Below are 21,115 nucleotides of genomic sequence, written 5' to 3'. Positions count from 1 at the left end.
CTTGCAGTCTTATTTGAATACAGCGCAAATAGGACCGAACTTAATTCGCCGTCTGATCTTTAACGCGCTTGCAACGGATAGTCAGAGCGACAACGCCTCTCGTGCGCGTCGCGATTGAGAAACAGCGCTCGCAATGGCCCCGCTCATCCACTGCGCGATCCTAGCAGAAGCGATCCCCGTGCATTGTCAGAAATGATTAATGCGATACGCAAAGCATCGGCTTTTTCTTTGCAAGTACTGGAAATTTTCAAAAAACACTCAAGAATTAATGTTTTATAATGTTTTCAGAGTGTTAATTATGAGATGGAAGCGACTTTATTGGGATAAGCGCATCGCAATTTTAGACACAGTGCCAATCGTTCGATCGCGGCCAGATACCCATGATAGGGTCGGCCGAATCATTGCGAGATAAATGGCGATGGTGCCGTGAAATTCGTTGGTCGAAAATACACGAATCAAGACAGGACAATATGCGCTCTCGAGCGCCGAAGCATGCAACCGCAGCTACATCACTTCGACAACGTCGCCCGCACCGTATATTCGCCTTCCAGCCCACCGTGATCGGGCCGCACGAAGTACCGCGACGAATCCAGATCGGCGGGCAGCGGCTCGACCGGATAACCGTGCTTTTCCCACGCATCGAGGCCGCCCTTCAGCGCCCGGATGTTGTGGATCATCTTCTTGCGCTGCATCTTCGCGATCAGACGCTTGGCCGTGGCCTCGTTCGGGCATACGCAATAGACGACGATCGGCCGCTTCAGCACTTCCGGGTCGAGCAGGTCCGGGGAATCGAGATCGACCGGCAGCGCGCCGGCAATCCGGTACGGCTCGCGTTCGCGAATCGCTTTCGGCCGCGCATCGAAGATCAGCGGCGGTTCGTCGGACGTCATCATCTCGACGAGCTGCGGCGGCGAGATGCGTACCTGCGCGAGATAGCGGCGGAACTGCACGCGGCGCACCCAGCGGTACAGCAGGAACGTGATGAAGATCGCGAGGAACGCGTCGAGGATCGTGCCGCCGCTCGCGCGTACCCACAGCACGAACTGGACGATCTGGTCGTGAATGGCCGCGCCGCCGATCAGCCAGAACGCCGCCCACAGCGACGCGCCGGCCAGATCCCAGAACAGGAACACGCCAATGCCGATCGCGGTCGTGCCGAGCAGCGGCGCCGACACGAGGCCGAGACCCGGCAGGAATTTCGACAGCACGAGCAGCGGCGCGCCGTACCTTTCGAATACGTTACGCGCGAAGCGCAGCGTCGTGTCGAGCGACAGCGAGAAGCGCACGAGGCCATTCAGCAGGCGCCGGCCGCGCGTGCGGCCCATGAAGAACCACAGCGAATCGGCCAGCATCGTCGCCCCGATCGCCGCCGCGAACATGCTGGCCCAGGACGCCTGCCCCATCGCCGCCATCGTGCCGCCGAGAATCAGCATCGGCACGGCCGGCACCGGCACGCCGAGCTGCGTGATCAACACGCTCGCGAAGACGGCCCACGGGCCGAGCGACGATGGAATAGCAATCGGAAAGTGCCACACGGCGGCGCTCCTGGAAGACATGCGGGCCGCGCGACAGGGCCGTCGGTACGGCGGCGCAACGGCCGCCGCGGCATGTCCGCGACCGACCGGTGCATCCTGGGCATTCTAAACGGGTTTGGCCGCGCTCGCGCGGAACACCGACCATCGGCACGGGCTTCGCGCCCGGCGTGACTCGGCCGTGACAGTCACACGTCCGAGCGCGGCGCGAGCTGCGCGACGTGTTCCGCGTAGTCGGGAAACTCGGCCGCCAGCGCGGCCGCATCCGCGAGCTCGAATTCCGCGAATTCGAACCCCGGCGCCACCGTGCAGCCGACGAGCGCGACATGCTCGGGCGATGCACAGCGCGCGCCGAACCAGCTTCCGGCCGGCACGACCGCCTGGAACACGGTGCCGGGATGCGTGAGCGGGTTGCCGAGCCGGTGGATCGTCAGCCCGTCGCGCGCGTCGAGTACCCACACTTCGATCGGGTCGCCCGCATAGAAATGCCAGACCTCGTCGGAGCGGATGCGATGCCACGACGAATACGCGCCGTCGCACAGCAGATAGTAGATCGCGGTCGATGCGGCACGTCGCGCGCCATCGGCCGGGCGCACGACCGAATCGGTCGCGCGGTAGGTTTCACGGAAATAGCCGCCTTCGGGATGCGGCTGCAGGTCGAACTGGCGAATCAGGTCAGTCGCGGAAATCGGCATGGCGGATGACGTCGGTAAGGTTGGAAACCGGCATTCGGCGGCCCGTCCGGTCCCGATTCAGGCGACCGGTGCCGCCGGATGTCCGTGCGTCGATCGCCGCGGCCATGCGCGCGGCGAACAAGCGGACACCGGCCGATGCTGCCAGAACTGCGTGCCGGGACGCAACCGTCGACGCTCAATCGCTCACCGCCAAGACTTCCGGCCGCCCGCCCCGGCACGCGGATCGTGCCGATATCCGGCCAGGCACGCGAGGCAGCCCGCTGCCCGCAGATGCACGGCCCGCATCGCCAACCGTACCGCCGTCGATTATGCGGTCGCCGACGCCCGCGCCTCGCCGTGCCGCACCAGCAGCACGGGCCGGTCGGCCGCGCGCAGCAGCGATTCCGCCACGCTGCCGAGCAACAGCCTGCGCAGGCCGTGCCGGCCGCTCGTGCCCATCACGATCAGGTCGGCGTCGGTTTCGGCCGCCGTGCGCATCAGCACCGCCGCGATGTCCTCGCCATACGCGTCGAGCGCGCGCACGGTGCCCCGCACATGCTGCTGCGCGAGCGCCGCTTTCGCGTCGTCGAGCACCGGCGTCGCGGCGTCGGTCGCCGCGATATCGCCGTCGCGCTCGGCGGCGAAGCCTGCGTCGACGTCGACGAGCTGCGGCCGATGTTCGACGACGTACGCACAGGTCACTTCGCCGCCGGACGCCGCCGCGATCCGGATCGCCTCGTTCAGCGCGAGACGCGCGCTCGGGCCGCCGTCGAGCCCGACGAAAATCCGCTTGTACATGGTCCGTCCCTCCGACCGGGCACGCATCGCGCGTTGCGCGACCACGGGCCGTTGCCGCAAGCCGGCCCAGCGCTGGCTTGCCTGCCGAACAGTCTGCCCCACGTGCCGCCACGCGCGTTGACGCGCATCAAGCGCGGCCGGCGCGCCGCTGCTTCACGCCGTTTGCCGCGATTTCAACCGACCCCATTACAAAAAACGTGTAAAACGCGCACAATTTCATCTTCAAAATAGTCGTTGCACGCAGCCGGTGCGAGGTTTTCCGGTTTTGCCGCCCTGCCCGAGCGCCCTGGGTAGCCCGAACAACAGAATGGCCATCGAATGACCGCCAGTGGAACCCCGACGCGTGGCGCCCGAGGGCCCGCGCCCCTGCAGATCATGTTACGCCAGCCGCTCGCGGCCGGCGTCGTTGCGCTGTGCGCGGGCGCGGTGTTGTCGCTCGGCGTCGCGCTGCTGGTGCGCGAGCAGTGGCAAGCCGCCGTTCATACGCGTTTCGAACGCCGCACGGCGCACGTGACCGCGATGCTGCGCCACGAACTGCAGACCGGCGTCGCGGTGCTCGAAGGCGCGCGCGGCGCGTTCGGCCTCGTCCCGACCATGACGCCCGAGCAATGGCGTCGCTATGCGGAGACGCTCGATCTCGACAGCGCCCGCTCGCCGGTCCGGCAGATCGGCTATGCGCCGCTGACGCCCGCGGCGCGCAGCGCCCTCGCCGGCACGAAACCGCCGCCGGCCGGCCCGCTCGCGGCAGCGACGCTCAGCGCCCCCGCGTCGAATGCGCCGGTCGAGCGCTTCGGCGCGTCCGACGCGGCGCCGCTCGCGCATGCGCTGCGGACCGGCGATATCGCGCTCGGCGTTCATTCGGCCGACGACGATACGTCCCGCGACGCCCGCACGTTGACGCTGTTCCTGCCCGCGACGGCCTCGTCGCTTGCGGCGGCCAGACCGTCCGGCGCGCGCGAAACCGCCGCCGACGGCGTGCTGTTCGCGGCGTTGAGCCCGCGGCGCCTGCTCGAGCGCGCGCTCGATACTGAACGCGGGATCGACCTGTGGATGAGCGCCGGCGGCGATCCGCGCGCGATCGCCAGCGTCGAGACGACGACCGACGAAGCGTCGGCGTCGCCCGACCTGATGCGGCGCACCGACGTGCTGAATTTCGGCGGCACCGCGCTGACGCTCGCCTATTCCGCGGACGGCCGGCCGAGCGCGACCGGCGCGCAGCGTGCGGCCGGCACCGTGCTCGCCGCCGGGCTGATCGCGTCGTTCGGGTTCGCGGCGCTCGTCCATGCGCTGCTGCGCAGCCGCGCCGATGCCGGCGCGAGCAGCCGCGGCCTCCTCAACGAGGCACGGATGATGGGCATCATCCGCTCGTCGATGGAAGCGATCATCACGATCGACGAGAAGCAGACGGTCGTGATCTTCAATCCGATGGCCGAGCAGGTGTTCGGCGTGTCCGCGATGGAGGCGATCGGTGCGCCGCTGTCGCGCTTCATTCCGGAGCGGTTCCGCGCCGCGCACGCGAAACACGTCGACCAGTTCGGCGTGACGGGCGTGTCCGAGCGGCAGATGGGCCGCCAGCGCGTATTGTTCGGGCTGCGCGCCAACGGTGAGGAATTCCCGATCGAAGCGTCGATCTCGCAGATCCGCGACGCGTCGGGCAAGCTTTATACGGTGATGCTGCGCGACATCACCGAGCGGCTGCGGGCCGAGAACGCGCTGAAGCGATCGCGCGAGGAATTGCGCGAACTGTCGGCGAACCTGCAGAACGTACGCGAAGAGGAGAAGACGCGCATCGCGCGCGAGCTGCACGACGACCTCGGGCAGCAGCTCACCGCGCTGAAGATGGACCTGTCGGTCGTCGAGCAGCAACTGCGCACGCCCGGCCGCGCGCACCCCGACGATGGCGTGCAGACCCACCTGCAAGGCATGCGGCGGCTGATCGACGCGACGGTCGCGTCGGTGCGGCGCATCGCGGCCGACCTGCGGCCGGTGATGCTCGACGATCTCGGCCTCGTGCCCGCGATCGAATGGCTCGCGAACGATTTCACGAACCGCTACGGGATCGATGTCGAGCGCCACATCGAGACGGGCGGCCTCACGTTCACCAGCGCGGGCGCGACCACGCTGTTCCGCATCGTCCAGGAAGCGCTGACGAACGTCGCGCGCCATGCGGATGCGACGCGCGTGGCGTTGCGGCTCGACGTCGAGGAAGGCTTTTGCGTGCTGCGTGTCGCGGACAACGGCCGCGGCGCGGCGCCCGGCGGTGCGGCCCACGAAGACAAGTCGTTCGGCCTGATCGGCATTCGCGAACGCGCACACATGCTGGGCGGCACCGTGACGATCGACACCGCGCTCGCGCGCGGCTTCTCGATTACCGTCGCGTTTCCGCTCGCCACCGTTCAACAGGACACGCTCATCACATGATCAAGGTGCTCATCGCCGACGACCATACGCTCGTACGCGACGGTCTGCGGCACATCCTCCAGAACGCCACCGGATTCGAGGTGGCCGGCGAGGCCTGCGACGGCCCGTCGACGATTGCGCTGGTGCGTGCGACGCCCGCGCAGGTGCTCGTGCTCGACCTGTCGATGCCGGGCCGCAACGGTGTCGAGCTGATCAAGCAGATCAAGGACGAGAAGCCCGCGCTGCGCGTGCTCGTGCTGACGATGCACGCGGAGCAGCAGTACGCGGTGCGCGCGTTCCGCGCGGGCGCGTCCGGCTATCTGACGAAGGAAAGCGCGAGCGCGGAGCTGGTCGGCGCGGTCACGAAAGTGGCGTCGGGCGGCGTCTACGTGAGCCTGGCGATGGCCGAGCAGTTCGCGCAGAGCCTGAACGAGCCGGCCGAGACGCTGCCGCACCAGCGGCTGTCCGATCGCGAATTCGACGTGTTCCGGCGAATCGCCGCGGGCCAGACGCTGACCGAGATCGCGAATGCGCTGTGCGTGAGCGCGAAGACGGTCAGCACCTACAAAACCCGGATCCTCGAAAAGATGCAGATGCCGCATGAAGCGGCGCTCGTGCGTTACGCGATGCGGCACAAGCTGCTCGACGAAACGGACGACGTGTAACGGACGACGTGTAACGGCGACGTGTAGCCGGTGCGGCGCGGGCCTCGGCGGGCCCGCGCATGGCGGTTACTTCGCCGGCACCGGGCACGCGAGGTCGCCCTCCTCGCAGGCGAGATAGCCCTTCAACGTTTCGGTACGCGCTTTCGTCAGATCGTCGAGACAGGTCGATACGACCATCGGGTATGCACTGCCGCCCTCGACATTCGCGCTCGAGAAACGGCACTCCGCATCGCGGTACGCGATCCACGCGCGCTGCGCGCTCACGAGCTTGTCGGCAAGCGGCTGCGCATCGCGCAGGCGCGCGGTGACGGCCCGGTACGTCCGGTTCAGTTCCCCGTCGGATTTCTTGTACGCGCGATCGGCACACGCCGTCATCGTCGCCTGATCCGTCGCGTCCGCGCAATTCGCCTGCGCATGGGCGACGCCCGCCACCAGCGCCAGCGAGCCCAGCAGACCGGTCAAGACACGCATGGATGCTCCTTTGTTGTTCGTTGAAGTGTGGAACCCGGTGCCTTGTCGCGGCCCGTGTGCATGGGCCGCGCCACCGCGCCGACATCGACCGCGATGCTAGCGCACGCGCGGCGGATTGTCAGCGGGTACGCCCAACGACGGCGGTTACTGCTTGTTCGCTACCGGCAAGTAACGGTCGAAGAACGGCGTCACGTCGAAGTAGTAGGTTCGAGACCGGCCGCTTGCGTCCGTTGCCTCAATCGCATCGTATTGGGAGTCCCCGTTGCGGATCAGCGCCTGCCTGGTCGCATGCAGCTTTTTTGCAGACAACCACGAGTACTCTTCATTGACCGCAATGACGCGGATAGCGGTCTCCGGCGTCAACCCGTCTCCGCTGTGCGCGATATCCTGCGTAATGCCGAACAGATAGAGTCGCATATCTGCGTGTGCGCCTTCATCTCCCGCCTTTCCCAGTAGGGCACTGTAATTCGACACGAGGCTGAAAATCGGAATATCGCGAATTGGGCGGATTCTTTCAACTTCCCGAATCTTTGACAAGGCAGCCTCCACATCGCCTTGCTGCGCTAGCTGCATCGCCTCTTTCTGTGAATCCTGAACGAGCTGGACCAACTCACGATAATTGAAACTCTGATCGGACAGGAATTTGGCCCGGCGCTCGTGTGCCTCCTTCATTGCCGCCGCGTATTTCCCATCCGTGTCCGAAACCGGCAGCGGCTGGAATATGTCGCGGGCCGTTTGATCGATCTCGAAGACTTCCCGGGGATTCATCAGAAAATAGGCCACCTCGACGTGGCTATCCGCAGGCGTGGTAAAGGTCACCTTTTGAAGACTTGAACCTTGATACTGGATCGCCTGGACATCGGTCATCTTTGCCGATCTTAAGCGCAGCCAGTCCCCGATTTCCCCAACCCGGACAATTCGAACCGGATCGTCGGGCGTATTTCCACCTCCTGAAAGTTTCAACAGGATCACTGCCATGGCAGCCGCTCGCCTACGGCACGCAGTTGCATCGCGCTCGTTTGCCAAACCTGTGTAAACGTTGAAACAGACGACCTGGACGGTGTAGTCCGGGTATCGGTCCAGCGATGCGTACTTGTTCAGCTCGAGCAATTTTTCGAGCGCCTTTTGACTCTCTCCCGATTGGTTCAGTACATTTGCCTGAGCGACAATCGCCTGCGTGTCGTGCGAGAACTGCTGAAGGTCGATCTGCGCGTCCTTTCCGATCCGTTGTCTTTCCGCTTGCAGGAGATCGATAGGCGAAGAAGCATTCCGAGAAAATGCGCTCGTGGCCGAAAGGCAAATCAATACGGATACGAAAAATCTTATCAAGCGCATGAGGTCCCCGTTTTTCATGTTTTATCGCCAATGGCATACCCGCTCTCATCGGCGACGGCCGAATCTACCATCGTTCGGCTGGCCTGAGATCCTGTCGGAGATGCCGGTCGTCGGGAATTCGCCTCGGCAGGACAAGCAAACCGGCGCCGTGGCCGTGCGGCATATGGATTCGCGCGAACCCATGTCGACGTCAATGCAGCTACGGACATCGTTAAATTTCGTGTCTCGACGAGTCAATGTAAAAAGCCCGCACTCGAAACCGAAACGAGTGCGGGCTTTCTCGACAAGCCTTCCGCCACGGCGCCCAAGGGCCGCGAGACAACAGCCGGCTCAGTGACCGAAGTACACCGACGAGCGGTCGCTCACGGCCGGCACGACCGCGCGCTGGCCCGACTGCGAGGTCGCGACCGGGTTCGAACCATAGCCGGTTGCGTCGGCTTGCGCGCCGGCGTTCTGCGCGGCCGCGATCTTGGCCTGGGCGGCCTGGATGTTTTCCGGATAGTTGATCCAGTCGTTCGGGTTGTAGCCGGCCTTTTCGAGCTGGACCAGTTCGGCGCGCACTTGCGCGCGCGTCAGCGGCTGCTGGTTCGATTGGGCGAACGAGACGACCGGTGCGGCCACCAGGGCGGCCAGTGCAACTGCCTTGATCAGCGATTTCATGATGCGTTACCTCCAGGATTGTTTTGTCAGGCGCTTCGGACTCGGAGTCGTTGCGCATGAGTGAAAGTCTAGGAGGCTCAACTATCAGGGTAAATACTTAAATCGCAAATTCACTGTTGACCGAAACCGTACAATCGCGCGGGAATAGGCCGATTCATCAGATGATTATCGACGTTCGTACACCAAATACCGCGATCCGGTGACGGCCATGCGCAGGCCGGGCGTCAGCGCAGGCGTTCGATATCCGCCGACGCCATCTGTCTGTCGAACAGCAGTGCCTTGAGGCGAATCAGGTCGGCGGCGTCGATGTCGTCGAACGCCGCATGGTGCAGCGTCAGCGCCGGCACCGCCGGGTCGGCATGCACGGCCCGCACCGTGCCAGCGAGCGCCAGCCGCTCGACACGGCCGCCGGTTTCGTACGGCAGCATCACGCCCAACGGCTCGCCGGGTGCCGCGATCGCCCGGCCGACGGCGATCGACAGACCGCTCAGGCTGATGTCGTGCACCACCCCGATGCTTTCCGCTTCGTCCGCCGCGCCGCGGCAGCCGGCCGCGATGCGCACCGGCACGCGCGGCTCGGCGCGCGTGCGCAGCCGGTCGACGAAACCGGGCGGCGACAGGATCATGAATGGCGCCGCGCCCGACGCCTGCACCGATTCGACCGTCGCGCCGAAACGGGACACCGCGGCGCGGCCGACCGCCACCGCTTCGACGTCGTCGCCGCGCGCGAACTCGAGCGCGGTGGCGGGCTGCGGCTCGACGAACAGCGCCCCCGACGCGCCGACGCCGATCAGCCGGCACCGCTGCAGCGCGCGCGTCGTGCCGACCCGCCGGCGGATGCCGATCGCGGCGCCCGCCGACAAGCCCATGCGCGTGGCGGGGGCGCCCGTCGCCGCGGACGCGCGTGGATCGGTGTCGGCGGCGTCGCGTCGGCGCACGGGGCGGAAATGGTCGAACAGGAAAGCGTGCTGCGCCGGGTCGGCCAGCGTCGTGCCGGCCGGCAGCAGCGCGGCGCCGTCGGCGTCGTAGAGGTCGAAGCCGAGCGGGACGCCCACGGAAAGGTCGTCGCGCGCGAGCGCGGCATAGTCAGTGGAAAGTCGCATCGGAGAAGCGCGGGGGCGACCGCGCGAGCTATCGTGACAACTTGATTACGGCAGCATCGCGCGGAATCTGAATGGCTTCGTCACTGCGAAGCGCCGGTCGAGTCAGGCGCGGCCGGCGCCGGCTCCGGGATCGGCGGTGGGGCCGGCACGGCCGAAGGGGCGGCGCCGACACCGGCGCCGCTTCCGCTCGTCGTACTGGCGCCCGCGGGCGGCTGCGCAGGCTGCGGCGGCTGCGATGCGCCCGACGACAGCGCCGCGGCCGACGCGGCTACTTCCGACGCCGGCACCCATTCCTCGACGATGCCGCCGGACGCGGCATCCGGCGCCGACGCGGCCGACGCTTCCGACGCCGCCCCTTCGTCGGTCTCGGCCGGGCGTTCGACGCGCGGCGTCCTGACCGGCGCGGACGCCTTCTTCGGCTCGGACGGGAACCACGTATCGAACAGGTCGGTCACGCGCTCGCGCAGCGAGCCGAACCAGCCCGGCGACGGCTCGGTATCGAATTTCGCCTTCGTATCGACGATGCGGGCGCGCTGCGCGCGCTGGAAGAAATCGCCGACGATCGGCAGCGCGCTGTGCGCGCCCTGCCCCCAGTAATCGCTGCGCAGCGTCACGCGGCCGTCGTCGAACCCGACCCACGCGCCGGCGACGAGGCCCGGCTGCATCAGGATGAACCAGCCGTCCGCATTGTCCTGCGTCGTGCCGGTCTTGCCGGCCACGTCGCCGCGCACCCCGAAGCGCGTGCGGATGCTGCCGCCCGTGCCGCGCGTCACGACGTCGCGCATCACGTCGAGCAGCATCTTGTCGGTTTCGGCGTCGAGCGCGCGCTCGGGCGGCGCCGGTGCGTACTCGGCGAGCACGTCGCCCTGGCGATTCTCGATGCGCGTGACCATCTGCGGCTCGACGTACAGCCCGCCGTTCGCGATCGTCGCGTACGACGCGACCATTTCCTTCAGCGTGACGGGGCTCGTGCCGAGCGCGAGCGACGGCACGCGTTCGAGCGGGCTTTCGCGCACGCCCATGTCGCGCGCCAGCCGCGCGACGGCGCCCGGCCCGACCTTCTCCATCACCTGCGCGGTGATCCGGTTGCGCGACAGCGCAACCGCGTCGCGCAGCGTCATCGGCTTGCCCGACGGCGGCACGTCGTCGTTCGGCCGCCAGATCTCGCCGCCCTTCAACGGGATCTCGACCGGCTGGTCGATGAACGTATCGTCCGGCTTCATCCCGCTCGCGAACGCGGCGCCATAGACGAACGGCTTGAACGTCGAGCCCGGCTGACGCCGCGCCTGCGCGACGTGGTCGAACGGCTCGCGGGTGAAGTCGCGGCTGCCGACCCACGCGCGAATCTGCCCGTCACGCGGGTCGATCGCGAGGAAGCCGGCCTGCACGTCGGTCTTCGCCTTGCACAGCGCGTGCAGGAAGCCGCGGTCGGACGCGAGCAGCTTCATCGCCGCAGCGTCGTCCTTGCCGGCGTCCTGCGCGGCCTTGTACTCGGCCGATTCGCGCATGAAGGTGCGGAACACCTCGTTGTCGGTGCCGCAGCCGTCGCGGCCGCTCCATGCATTGTTCGCGATACCCTGCAGTTGATTGCCCTGCAGCGTGAGCGCCTGCGTCGCCATCTGCTGGAGCCGCGAGTCGATCGTCGTACGGACGATCAGCCCGTCCGAGTAGATGTTGTAGTCGTTGCGGTCGGCCCACGCGATCAGCCATTTGCGCAACTGCTGCGCGAAATGCGGCGCCGGCCCCGGCGGCTCCTTCTGGCGCTCGAAGTCGATGCGCAGCGGCCGGCGTTGCAACTGCGCGAACTGCGCGGGCGACAGCTTGCCGTACTTCACCATCTGGCCGAGCACCGTGTTGCGCCGCTGCAGCGCGCGCTCGGGGTTCAGCACCGGGTTGTAGTAGCTGTTGCCTTTCAGCATCCCGACGAGCGTCGCGCTGTCGAGCACGTCGAGTTCGTCGGCCGACTTGTCGAAATAGGTGCGCGCGGCCATCTCGACGCCGTACGCGTTGTACAGGAACGGCACCGTGTTCAGGTAGGTCTCGAGGATCTGGTCCTTGCTGTAGACGGCCTCGATCTTCAGCGCGGTGATCGCCTCCTTCACCTTGCGCGTGAGCGTCGGCGCGCGGCCGATCTCGTCCGGATACAGGTTGCGCGCGAGCTGCTGGGTGATCGTCGAGCCGCCCTGGCGGCTGCCCGAGAACGTATGGAGCGCGGCCGACGCCGTGCGCTTCCAGTCGAGTCCGTGGTGTTCGTAGAAGCGGTGATCCTCGGTCGCGATCAGCGCGTCGACCATGTGCGGCGAGATCTGCTTGAGCGCCACCCATTCGCGGTTCGACGGCTTGAATTCGGCCAGCAGCTTGCCGTCGGCGGACAGCACCTGCGCGGGCTGGTCGACGCGCGCCTTGCGGATGTCGCCGATGCCCGGCGTGAACGGGATGAGCACGACCACGTACAGCGCGAACAGCGCCGGCACGGCGGCGGCCGAGAGCAGTACGCCACGGCGCGTCGGGTGGCGGACATGGCGCCACGCGGTGGCGGCGAGAGGCTTGAGCCGCGCGACGGCGGCCGCTGCGACGGGTTGGGCGCGCGCGACCCATCTGGCGCACAAGGCACGCACTGACGACACGTTTCGGCGATTCACGCGGGTGGAGCTCGGCTGAAAAGGCTGCATCGTACCAAACTCGCGCGGGCCGACCCGCGGCGGCCTTGCGCCGGCACACGCGCCGCGGTGTTGCGGCGGCGCTCACGCAAAAAAGGCGCGTGCCCGGCAACCGGAACGACGCGCCAAACCTGGTACGACGACCTGAACGCCGCGCGAAGGGGGCGTAACGGGGACACGCAATGGGGGGCGGCCGGCGCCGCGGCTCAGCGCACGAGAAATCCGTACGTGAGCGGATCGCGCTCGTCGACGATCCAGTTCGCGAACCCGCAGATATGCGCGTTGCCTTCCACTTCCGGGATCACGGCCGGGAGGCCGCCGACCGTCGTTTCGCGCAGCACGCGCCCCTTGAAGACCGTGCCGACGATCGATTCGTTGACGAGCGTGTCGCCCGCCGCGAGCAGCCCGCGCTGGTAGAGCTGCGCGACGCGCCCGCCGGTGCCGGAGCCGGTCGGCGAGCGGTCGACTTCACGATCCGCGAACACGCAGCAGTTCGCCTGCGTCGAACCCGCGTGGCGCGGCGCGTTCGCGATGATCGTGCCGTAGATATGGTTGATTTCCGGGATCTCCGGATGCACGACCGGATACGCCGCGTTCGCGGCCGCCTTCACTTCCGCGCCGAAGCGAATCAGTTTTTCGACCGCCGATTCGCGCACCGGCAGGTCGAATGGCGCGCCGTCGACATAGAAATAGAACGCGCCGCCATACGCGATGTCGCCGGTCACGGTGCCGAACGAGGGCGTCTGAACCGACACGTCGCGTTGCCAGATGAACGACGGCACGTTGACGAAGCGCACCGGCCCCGCATGCTCGCCGTCCCACTGGACGAACGCCTCGATGAAGCCGCACGGCGCGTCGATGCCGACCCGCGTCTCGGGCACCGTGCGCTGCACCCAGCCGAGCTCGACGGCCGCTGTCGACAGCGCGATCACACCGTGTCCGCAATGGTCGCTATAGCCTTCGTTGTGCACGAAGATCACGCCGAAATCGGCATTCGGCGAAACGGGCTCGGTCAGATAGCCGCCGTACATGTCGGCATGGCCGCGCGGTTCGAACATCAGCGCGCGGCGGATTTCGTCGGCATGCGCCTTGAGCCATGCGCGGCGCTGGACGATCGTCGCGCCGGGCAGCCGCGGCAGCCCGCTCGTGACGATGCGAAACGCTTCGCCGCCGGTATGCACTTCGACGGTGGAAAGGGATCGGGAAATCTTCATGACGAATTGGATGCGTTGAAACGAAGGACGGCGGCCGGGCCGCCGTCCGGTGACGGGATTACTTCGCGTACGGTTCCGGCAGGCCGTTGCGGATCACGTAGACGGTGGTCGGCGCGCCTTTCAGGTCGCCGTTCGCGTCGAACGAATAGGTGCCGGCGACGCCCGCGTAGTTCGACTTGGCGAGCTGCGCGCTCAGCTTCGCCTTGTCGGTGGTCGTGCCGGCCTTGACCATCGCGTCGGCGAGCAGCTTCACGCCGTCGTAGTAATTGACGCCGTAGACCTGCGTATCGGTGTGATAGGTGTCGTGGTACTTCTTCAGGAATGCGCGCCCGGCCGGCGTCTTCTCGAGCGCGACGCCGCCCTGCGCGCAGTAGACGATCGACGCCGCCTCGCCCGCGACCTTGCCCATGTCGGCCGAACAAATGCCGTCACCGCCGAGCAGCTTCGCCCGCAAGCCGCGCTGCTTCATCTGCTTGGCCATCGGCGCGCCCTGCGCCGCATAGCCGCCGAGGAAGATCACGTCGGGGTTGGCGGCCTTGATCTTGGTGAGAATGCCGAGGAAGTCGGTGGCCGACGAATTCGTGTATTCCTGGTCGACGATCTTGATCCCGTTCGCCTGCGCGACGTTCATGAACTGCTCGGCGACGCCCTGCCCGTATGCGGTGCGATCGTCGATCACGGCGGCGGTTTTCGCGTTCAGCGTCTTCGCGGCGAACGTGGCCATCGTGCCGCCGAGCTGCTCGTCGCTCGCGCCGATCCGGAAGATGTTCTTGAAGCCCTGCTTCGTCAGCGCCGGGTTCGACGCGACCGGCAGGATCGGCACGCCGGCGTTCGAATACACGCGCGACGCGGGGATCGCGACGCCCGAGTTGTACGGCCCGAGCACCGCGACGACGCCCTTGTCGACGAGGTTCTGCGCGACCTGCACGCCAGCCTTCGGGTCGGCCTGGTCGTCTTCGGAAACCAGTTTGAAGGTCACGGTCTTTCCGCCGACCTTCACGCCAGCCTTGTTGAGCTCGTCGACCGCCAGCCGCGCGCCGTTTTCATTGTCCTTGCCGTTGGCGGCCTGCGGGCCCGTGAGCGGCGCCGAATGGCCGATCATCACGACCTCCTGCGCATGCGCGGAAGTCAGCGCGCCAGCGGCGACGGCCACCGAAAGCGCGGTCACGAGGTGTCGCATGATGTCTCCTGATTGGTTTTGTGTGAAACCAATGTAGGACATGCGTGGTCACATCGCAAGCAATTTAAAAATAATCGTCGGCATTTTGGTCATATTGAAGACCAGAACGGATGCGCGCGCGGGCCGGTCACTTCGGCGCGATGTCGCGCCGCACGCGGCGGATGTGCTGTTCGACGTAGAACGCAGCCGCATCGGCATCGCCGGACACGATCGCCTCGTAGATCAGCCGGTGTTCGGACACGTAGAGCCGGATCCGGCCCGCGTCGTAGATGCCGTCGTCCTTCAGCCGCTTCCACAGCGGCTGGTCCATCGTCTTCGCGACCTCGTCCGCGATCTTCACGATCAGCGCGTCGCCCGTCATCAGCGCGAGCTGCCGGTGGAACAGCCGGTCGCTCTCGTTCCACAGCGCGCGCTGGTGCGGATCGTCGATGTCGGTGATGGTTTCCATCTGCGCGAGATAGCGCTCGGCGCCGGCGTCGGCGCGGCCATGGGCGGCCGCGAGGCGCGCGATCGCGGGCTCCAGGATCAGCCGCACGTCGAGCGTCGACGTCGGGCTGAAATCGGCCTCGAGCACGGTGTGCGCGTCGCCGTGCCGCGCGAGCACGTCGAGCGGCGCCGCGACGACGTAGGTGCCCGAATTGCGCTTCGTGAAGACGAGACCTTCGTTCTGCAGCGCGCCGAGCGCTTCGCGCACCGCCGGCCGGCCGACCTGGAACAGCGCCGCGAGCTCGCGCTCGGACGGCAGCCGCGATTCGGCCGCGTAGCGCCCGGCGCGAATCTCGTCGCGGATCTTTTCGGCTACCTGCTCGTAGATCTGCAGCGGCCTGAAACCGCCTTCGAGTGAGTCGGGGCGCGCGGACATCATCGTATGGCTCCTGCCCGTTCGCGGGCGTGGGATCTGGAATGGGTTCGCACTATACCGGAGCGGGCGGGCAGCGCGGCATCGGCGAGCCTTCTGGCCAGATATTAGAACCAAAATCCACGAAGCGCTTTATTTTCTGGGTTGCGGGCGCGCCAGCAAGTGGTATAGATTCGATCCACTGCCCTGTGCCCAGGTATCCGGCAGACCCGCGGCGGGCGCGGCATGCGTCCGCCGACCACACTCACCGACGCCCCCGATGTACACGATGACCGCCCTTTCCCCGATTCCCGTTTTCGATGCGGCCGACACGGCCGCGCTGCTCGACTACCCGGCGCTGCTCGCCACGCTCAGGCAAGCGGTCGTCGAGTATGCGGCAGGCGAGATCGTCAGCCCCGAACGCCTGGTCGTGCCGCTACAAGGCGGCGGCGTGATGCTGTCGATGCCGTCGAGCGCGCACGACCTGGCGAGCCACAAGCTCGTGACCGTGTGCCCCGGCAACGGCGCACGCGGGTTGCCGACGATCCTCGGCCAGGTCACCGCGTACGATGCCGCCACCGGGGAAATGCGCTTCGCGCTCGACGGCCCGACCGTCACCGGCCGCCGCACGGCGGCGATCACCGCGCTCGGCATCCACGCGCTGCACGGCGCCGCGCCGCGCGACATCCTGCTGATCGGCACCGGCAAGCAGGCGGCCAATCATGCGGAAGCGCTCGCGGCGATCTTTCCGGACGCGCGCCTTCACGTGCGCGGCACGCGCGCGGACAGCGCGGCCGCGTTCTGCGCCGCCCACCGCGCGCATGCGCCGCACCTCGCGCCGCTCGACGGCGACGCGATTCCCGACGCGATCGACGTGGTCGTCACGCTGACGACGAGCCGCACGCCCGTCTACCGCGAAGCCGCGCGCGAAGGCCGGCTCGTGGTCGGCGTCGGCGCGTTCACCGCGGATGCCGCCGAGATCGACGCGAACACGGTGCGGGGCAGCCGGCTCGTCGTCGACGATCCGGCCGGCGCGCGCCACGAAGCCGGCGACTTGATCGTCGCGCAAGTCGACTGGCGGCACGTCGCATCGCTCGCCGACGTGCTGAACGGCACCTTCGCCCGCGGCGGCCCGCTGCTGTTCAAGAGCGTCGGCTGCGCCGCGTGGGACCTGGCCGCTTGCCGCACCGCGCGCGACGCACTGGCCGCGCGCGGCGCCGGCTGACCCGGCCGCGCGACCGTTCGCACCGCTCGCGCGGCATCGCCTCGTCGGATTCATACCGGCGATTTCCCGTACGCGGTGTAGGAAACGCCCTACACCGCGTCGAAGCGGCCTACACGAACTTCCAATTCGGCCGATTTCAATTTCGGCGGCGCAACACGATACTGCCGGCATGAATGCCAGCCTGTCACCCGCCTTGCTCAGGGTGTTTCTCGTCGATCATGCGATCGCCGTTCGCCAGCGGATCGCGCTGCTCGTCGGCGCGATCCGCGGGGTTGCGGTCGTGGGCGAAGCGGAAGACGGCCAGGACGCGTGGACGCATATCCGCAGCAGTGGCGCGGACGTGGTGATCGTCGACGTACGGCTCGCGGACGGCAGCGGTCTCGACCTGATCGGGATGCTGTCGAAAGCCGCGCCGCGCATCGTCACGATCGTGCTGACGAACCACTCGGCACCGGCATTCAGAGAGGCATGCGCGACGGCGGGAGCCGACTACTTCTTCGACAAGACCGTCGAATTCGACGCCGCATGCCGTGTGATCGAATCCCTGGTGCACGCTCGCGTGCGCCGCACCTGACGAGCCGGAGCGACTCATGTCCACCGCCACCGCCTTCGCCGCCGACGTGTCCGTCGTACCCCGGCCAACGATCCCGCTGCGCCCGGCCGCGCGCGCCGACGCCGCCAAACATCCGGCGGCCCGCTGCTCGGCCTGCGCGATGCGCTCGATGTGCCTGCCGCCGCACCTGACGCCCGCCGAATACGGCCGCCTCGACGCGATCATCTGCACGACGCGGCAGGTCCGCCAGGGCGACGCGCTGTTTCGCACCGACGATCCGTTCCAGAGCATCTACGCGGTGCGCGCGGGTTCGTTCAAGACGGTGATGATGCATCGCGACGGCCGCGAGCACGTGACCGGCTTCCAGATCGCCGGCGAAACGCTCGGGATGGACGGCATCGGCGGCGGCCAGCATTGCTGCGACGCGATCGCGCTGGAGGACAGCGTGGTGTGCATCATCCCGTTCGGCGCGCTCGAAGCCGCGTGCCGCGAGATGAAGCCGATGCAGCACTTTCTCTACCAGATGCTGAGCAGCGAGATCGTCCGCGAATCGAGCCAGATGCTGCTGCTCGGCACGATGTCGGCCGAGCAGCGCGTCGCGCATTTCCTGCTGAACCTGTCGTCGCGGTTCGAGGCGCGCGGCTATTCGGCGACCGAATTCAACCTGCGGATGACGCGCGAGGAAATCGGCTGCTATCTCGGGATGAAGCTCGAAACCGTCAGCCGGATGTTCTCGCGGTTCCATCGCGAAGCGCTCGTCGAAACGCGCGGCAAGCGCGTGCGCATCATCGACGCGCAAGCGCTCGCGCGGGTCTGACGCAGGGCGCCGGATCGCCGGCGCCACGTCATTGCATGGTGTCGCGCAGCGCCGCCATGGCGGCGCCCCGCTGCCACGCGATCAGCGCGTGCTCGGCCTGCGCGAACGCGCGACGCAGCGCATCGTCCACATCGGCGCCGACGCATGGCGGCAGCGGCAAAGGCCTGAGCGCCGCGTCGTGCATCACCAGGTCAACCCGTACGTCGTACACGCGCTCGCCATCGGCCGCCGTGCGCAATTCGATCGCAAGGTGGCAGCCGTCGATCAATGCGCGAAACCGTTCGAGCCTCACCAGTTGCGCGCCGGCTTCGGCCTCGACCGCCGCCGAACCCGTGAATCCCAGGCAGGCGATCTGCATGCCCACGCCCATGTCGTGTCTCCTGACGGGGCCGCCGCTCGTCGACCGCCTTGCAAGTGCCGTCCGCATCGCCGTGCGGGGGCACGTGTTTCCCGTGGCGCGGCGCGCATGGTTCGATCGCGGCCGGCCGTTAGTCTGCCCGCGCCTGGCTGGCGCGGGACCGTTCATACGTTGAAGGTCTGCGACGCCTTCATCTCGATCCACGTCATGCCGGCCCGCAGCCCTTCGATCATCGCTTCGCGCTCCGTCGGATACGCGTGGCTGTGCTCGAAGGTATGATGAAACCGCGCGGCGCCGGCGCCGTGCTCGACCGACACGCGGCAGCGGAACTCGCCCGATTCGCACGGGCGCGTCTCCACTTCGACCGACCAGTCGCGTTCGTGAATGTTGCCCTGCAGTGTCATGCGCCCTCCTGCGGTATCAGCCTTCGAGCCGGAAGTGCCCGCTGTGCAGCAGCACCGGCCGGCCGCCGATTTCCTCGAGCATGCGTCGTGCCATCGCCTCGATGGCCGGGCGGTGCGCGTCGAATGCGCTCAGCAAATCGCGCTCGAGCAGCGAGCGCGCGCCGAAATGGTCCTCCAGCGCCTCGGCCGTGACCGCGCACTGGACGCAACGCCCGTCGACCAGCGCCGAAAACGCGACGACCAGGTCGCGCGCGCAGTATTCCGGCGGTTCGGACGGGAAAGCAATGTGCATCTGTCGGTCTGTCATCGTCGTGATGGCTCCATGACGAGAGCATAGTGGCGCGCGCGGCCGCGCGCTTGACCCACGTCAACCGGTTCGCCGCACCGCACGATCGCGCCGCCGCGCGACGCCGCCTCCGCCCGCTTCAGCCCGCGTCGGGCTCGATCGTCGCGCCGCGCTCCGCGAGCAACTCGCGCAGCACGCTGCGGTGGCAATGGTTTTCGTCGTCGCAGTAGCACCCGATCGAGAACGCGGTGGTCGCCGACAGCGCGGCCAGCAGGTCCAGCACCTTCGCCGGATCGCCGTGCGCCATCTCCGCGCGGAAGTGGCGCTTGAACGCCTTCCATTCGGCGTCGGTTTCGGCGGCCTGCGCCTGCGCGACGAGTTCGGGGCTCGGCGACAGCGTCGGCAACCATACATCATAGTAGTTGCGCGACGCGAATTCCGCCTTCGGCACGCCGCGCGGCGGCCGCCGCACCGTGCCGATCCGCAGGCCTTCGCCGGCCGCGCGCGGCGTGCCGAGCTGGATGATCCGGATGCCCATGTCGTTTCTCTGCTCCTCGGTCGTACATGCGATCCCGTGATCGTACCGCCGCGCCCGCCCGCGCGTCAGCCGGGCATCGCACATGACGGCCGCCCAACGAAAAACCGGCTGCTCCCGCGACGGGACACAGCCGGTTCTTCATCGTGACGCGCCGAGGCGCGCCGCGTTCAGACGCCGCTCTTCAGCACCTTGCCGATCGCGTCCGCGACGATGCCGACGTTCGAGTCGTTCAGACCCGCCACGCACATCCGGCCCGAGCGCAGGATGTACACGCCGTGCACCTCGCGCAGCGCGTCGACCTGCGACTCGGTCAGGCCCGTGTACGTGAACATCCCGCGCTGCTTCACGTAGCGCGTGAGTGCCTCGCCGCTCACGTGGTCGCGCAGGCCGTCGTGGATCGACTGGCGCATCCGCGCGATGCGGCGGCACATCGCCGACAGTTCCTCTTCCCACTGCTTGCGCAGCGCCGGCGTGCCGAGCACGGCCGCGACGACCTTCGCGCCGTAGGTCTGCGGGTTGCTGTAGTTCGAGCGCACGGCGCCGGCCAGTTGGCCGAGCACGCGGTCGGCGGCGGCCGCGTCCTCGCAGACGACGCTCAGGCCACCCACGCGCTCGCCGTACAGCGAGAAGTTCTTCGAGAACGAGTTCGCGACGAGCGTCGGCACGCCGCGGCGGGCCAGCTCGCGCACCGCGAACGCGTCCGCATCGAGGCCCGCGCCGAAGCCCTGGTACGCCATGTCGACGAACGGCAGCAGGCCGCGCGCCTCGATCACGTCGATCAGCTTCTCCCACTGGCCTTCGTCGAGATCGACGCCGGTCGGGTTATGGCAGCACGCGTGCAGCAGCACGATGCTGCGCGCCGGCAGCGCGTCGATCGCCGCGAGCATCGCGTCGAACTTCAGGCCGCCCGTCGCTTCGTCGTAGTACGGGTACGTGTTCACCGTGAAGCCGGCGCGCTCGAAGATGAAGCGGTGGTTTTCCCAGCTCGGATCGCTCAGCCACACCTGCGAATCCGGGAAATAGCGCTTCAGGAAATCGGCGCCGACCTTCAGCGCGCCCGAGCCGCCGAGCGTCTGCAGCGTCGCGATGCGGCCGGCCGCGCGGGCCGGGTGATCGGCGCCGAACACGAGCGATTGCACGGCGTCGCGATACGCGGCCAGGCCGACCATCGGCAGGTACGGCTTCGGGCCGCTGTCGCGCTGCAGCGCGGTTTCGGCTTCGCGTACGGCGCCCATCACCGGGATCCGGCCTTCGGCGTCGAAATAGATCCCGATGCTCAGGTTGACCTTCCGGTCGCGCGGATCTTGCTGGAAATTCTCGTTGAGCGTCAGGATCGGGTCGCCCGGGTACGCGTCGATGTGTTCGAACATGGCTTGAGTCGGTCTCGTTTGGAACAATGGTCGG

At 67.4% G+C, this 21,115-nt stretch carries 21 protein-coding genes; 5 read left to right on the top strand and 16 right to left on the bottom strand.

Features of this window, described 5'->3' with window-relative positions; translation table 11 throughout:
• Nucleotides 1-509: 509 nt before the first annotated feature.
• The 3 genes from CFB52_RS22115 to CFB52_RS22105 form a co-directional block, all read right to left on the bottom strand.
• Nucleotides 510-1,535 (bottom strand): DedA family protein/thiosulfate sulfurtransferase GlpE, encoded by a 1,026-nt coding sequence (locus CFB52_RS22115; protein ID WP_059639459.1) that lies wholly within the window; start codon nt 1,533-1,535, stop codon nt 510-512.
• 185 nt (nt 1,536-1,720) lie between these two features.
• Nucleotides 1,721-2,227, bottom strand: a complete 507-nt coding sequence (locus tag CFB52_RS22110) for a cupin domain-containing protein (RefSeq protein WP_059574422.1) — start codon at nt 2,225-2,227, stop codon at nt 1,721-1,723.
• 306 nt (nt 2,228-2,533) lie between these two features.
• The gene (locus tag CFB52_RS22105; protein WP_099317437.1) at nt 2,534-3,004 is read right to left on the bottom strand and encodes a universal stress protein; all 471 of its coding nucleotides are present in this window, start codon (nt 3,002-3,004) and stop codon (nt 2,534-2,536) included.
• A gap of 318 nt (nt 3,005-3,322) precedes the next feature.
• On the opposite strand from CFB52_RS22105, the gene CFB52_RS22100 reads away from it, so the two are divergent.
• Nucleotides 3,323-5,425 carry a PAS domain S-box protein gene (locus tag CFB52_RS22100; protein WP_099317436.1) on the top strand — a complete coding sequence of 701 codons (2,103 nt, stop codon included), beginning with the start codon at nt 3,323-3,325 and terminating at the stop codon, nt 5,423-5,425.
• Nucleotides 5,422-6,069, top strand: coding sequence for a response regulator transcription factor (locus tag CFB52_RS22095; RefSeq protein ID WP_006483707.1), 648 nt, complete (start codon nt 5,422-5,424; stop codon nt 6,067-6,069). Before CFB52_RS22100 ends, CFB52_RS22095 begins: the two co-directional genes overlap by 4 nt.
• 66 nt (nt 6,070-6,135) lie before the next feature.
• Here CFB52_RS22095 and CFB52_RS22090 read toward each other — a convergent pair whose 3' ends face one another.
• From CFB52_RS22090 to CFB52_RS22055, 8 genes are all read right to left on the bottom strand, one after another.
• The gene (locus CFB52_RS22090) at nt 6,136-6,540 is read right to left on the bottom strand and encodes a lysozyme inhibitor LprI family protein (protein ID WP_099317435.1); all 405 of its coding nucleotides are present in this window, start codon (nt 6,538-6,540) and stop codon (nt 6,136-6,138) included.
• 144 nt (nt 6,541-6,684) lie between these two features.
• Entirely contained in the window at nt 6,685-7,893 is a 1,209-nt protein-coding gene (locus CFB52_RS22085; RefSeq protein WP_099317434.1) for a DUF4919 domain-containing protein, read from the bottom strand.
• Between the two features lie 312 nt (nt 7,894-8,205).
• Entirely contained in the window at nt 8,206-8,535 is a 330-nt protein-coding gene (locus tag CFB52_RS22080) for a DUF4148 domain-containing protein (RefSeq protein WP_027783001.1), read from the bottom strand.
• Nucleotides 8,536-8,759: 224 nt separating this feature from the next.
• Complete coding sequence (locus tag CFB52_RS22075; RefSeq protein ID WP_099317433.1) at nt 8,760-9,638, bottom strand: PilZ domain-containing protein; 879 nt, start codon at nt 9,636-9,638, stop codon at nt 8,760-8,762.
• Nucleotides 9,639-9,718: 80 nt separating this feature from the next.
• Nucleotides 9,719-12,310: a penicillin-binding protein 1A gene (locus CFB52_RS22070; RefSeq protein ID WP_099317432.1), complete on the bottom strand. Its 2,592-nt coding sequence runs from the start codon at nt 12,308-12,310 to the stop codon at nt 9,719-9,721.
• A 194-nt stretch (nt 12,311-12,504) separates the two neighbouring features.
• Nucleotides 12,505-13,512, bottom strand: coding sequence for a trans-3-hydroxy-L-proline dehydratase (gene lhpH, locus CFB52_RS22065; RefSeq protein WP_099317431.1), 1,008 nt, complete (start codon nt 13,510-13,512; stop codon nt 12,505-12,507).
• 58 nt (nt 13,513-13,570) lie between these two features.
• Nucleotides 13,571-14,692, bottom strand: a complete 1,122-nt coding sequence (locus CFB52_RS22060; protein WP_099317430.1) for a branched-chain amino acid ABC transporter substrate-binding protein — start codon at nt 14,690-14,692, stop codon at nt 13,571-13,573.
• 127 nt (nt 14,693-14,819) lie between these two features.
• Nucleotides 14,820-15,557, bottom strand: coding sequence for a FadR/GntR family transcriptional regulator (locus CFB52_RS22055; protein ID WP_099317429.1), 738 nt, complete (start codon nt 15,555-15,557; stop codon nt 14,820-14,822).
• 262 nt (nt 15,558-15,819) lie between these two features.
• Between CFB52_RS22055 and lhpI the strand changes: the two genes are divergently transcribed.
• The 3 genes from lhpI (at nt 15,820) to CFB52_RS22040 (ending at nt 18,125) form a co-directional block, all read left to right on the top strand.
• Nucleotides 15,820-16,755: a bifunctional Delta(1)-pyrroline-2-carboxylate/Delta(1)-piperideine-2-carboxylate reductase gene (gene lhpI, locus CFB52_RS22050; RefSeq protein WP_099317909.1), complete on the top strand. Its 936-nt coding sequence runs from the start codon at nt 15,820-15,822 to the stop codon at nt 16,753-16,755.
• 169 nt (nt 16,756-16,924) lie between these two features.
• Nucleotides 16,925-17,329: a response regulator transcription factor gene (locus tag CFB52_RS22045; protein ID WP_099317428.1), complete on the top strand. Its 405-nt coding sequence runs from the start codon at nt 16,925-16,927 to the stop codon at nt 17,327-17,329.
• Between the two features lie 16 nt (nt 17,330-17,345).
• Nucleotides 17,346-18,125 (top strand): helix-turn-helix domain-containing protein, encoded by a 780-nt coding sequence (locus tag CFB52_RS22040; RefSeq protein ID WP_059574432.1) that lies wholly within the window; start codon nt 17,346-17,348, stop codon nt 18,123-18,125.
• 28 nt (nt 18,126-18,153) lie between these two features.
• Here the strand turns inward: CFB52_RS22040 and CFB52_RS22035 are convergent, their stop codons facing one another.
• The 5 genes from CFB52_RS22035 to CFB52_RS22015 form a co-directional block, all read right to left on the bottom strand.
• Nucleotides 18,154-18,495, bottom strand: coding sequence for a metal ABC transporter ATPase (locus CFB52_RS22035; RefSeq protein ID WP_099317427.1), 342 nt, complete (start codon nt 18,493-18,495; stop codon nt 18,154-18,156).
• 152 nt (nt 18,496-18,647) lie between these two features.
• On the bottom strand, nt 18,648-18,887 hold the full coding sequence (locus tag CFB52_RS22030) for a hypothetical protein (protein ID WP_006479066.1): 240 nt from the start codon (nt 18,885-18,887) through the stop codon (nt 18,648-18,650).
• A gap of 16 nt (nt 18,888-18,903) precedes the next feature.
• A complete protein-coding gene (locus CFB52_RS22025) occupies nt 18,904-19,194 on the bottom strand; it encodes a DUF1488 domain-containing protein (RefSeq protein ID WP_059574434.1) in 291 nt (96 codons plus the stop codon).
• Nucleotides 19,195-19,312: 118 nt separating this feature from the next.
• On the bottom strand, nt 19,313-19,711 hold the full coding sequence (locus CFB52_RS22020; RefSeq protein ID WP_059574665.1) for a DUF488 domain-containing protein: 399 nt from the start codon (nt 19,709-19,711) through the stop codon (nt 19,313-19,315).
• 167 nt (nt 19,712-19,878) lie between these two features.
• Nucleotides 19,879-21,081: an amino acid aminotransferase gene (locus CFB52_RS22015; protein WP_059574435.1), complete on the bottom strand. Its 1,203-nt coding sequence runs from the start codon at nt 21,079-21,081 to the stop codon at nt 19,879-19,881.
• Between the last annotated feature and the right edge of the window lie 34 nt (nt 21,082-21,115).

The sequence above is a fragment of the Burkholderia sp. AU18528 genome (genome assembly GCF_002223215.2).
Lineage (GTDB): Bacteria > Pseudomonadota > Gammaproteobacteria > Burkholderiales > Burkholderiaceae > Burkholderia > Burkholderia semiarida.
The sequence above is the reverse complement of the archived record's forward strand: the minus strand, read 5'-3'. Positions and strand labels throughout refer to the sequence as shown.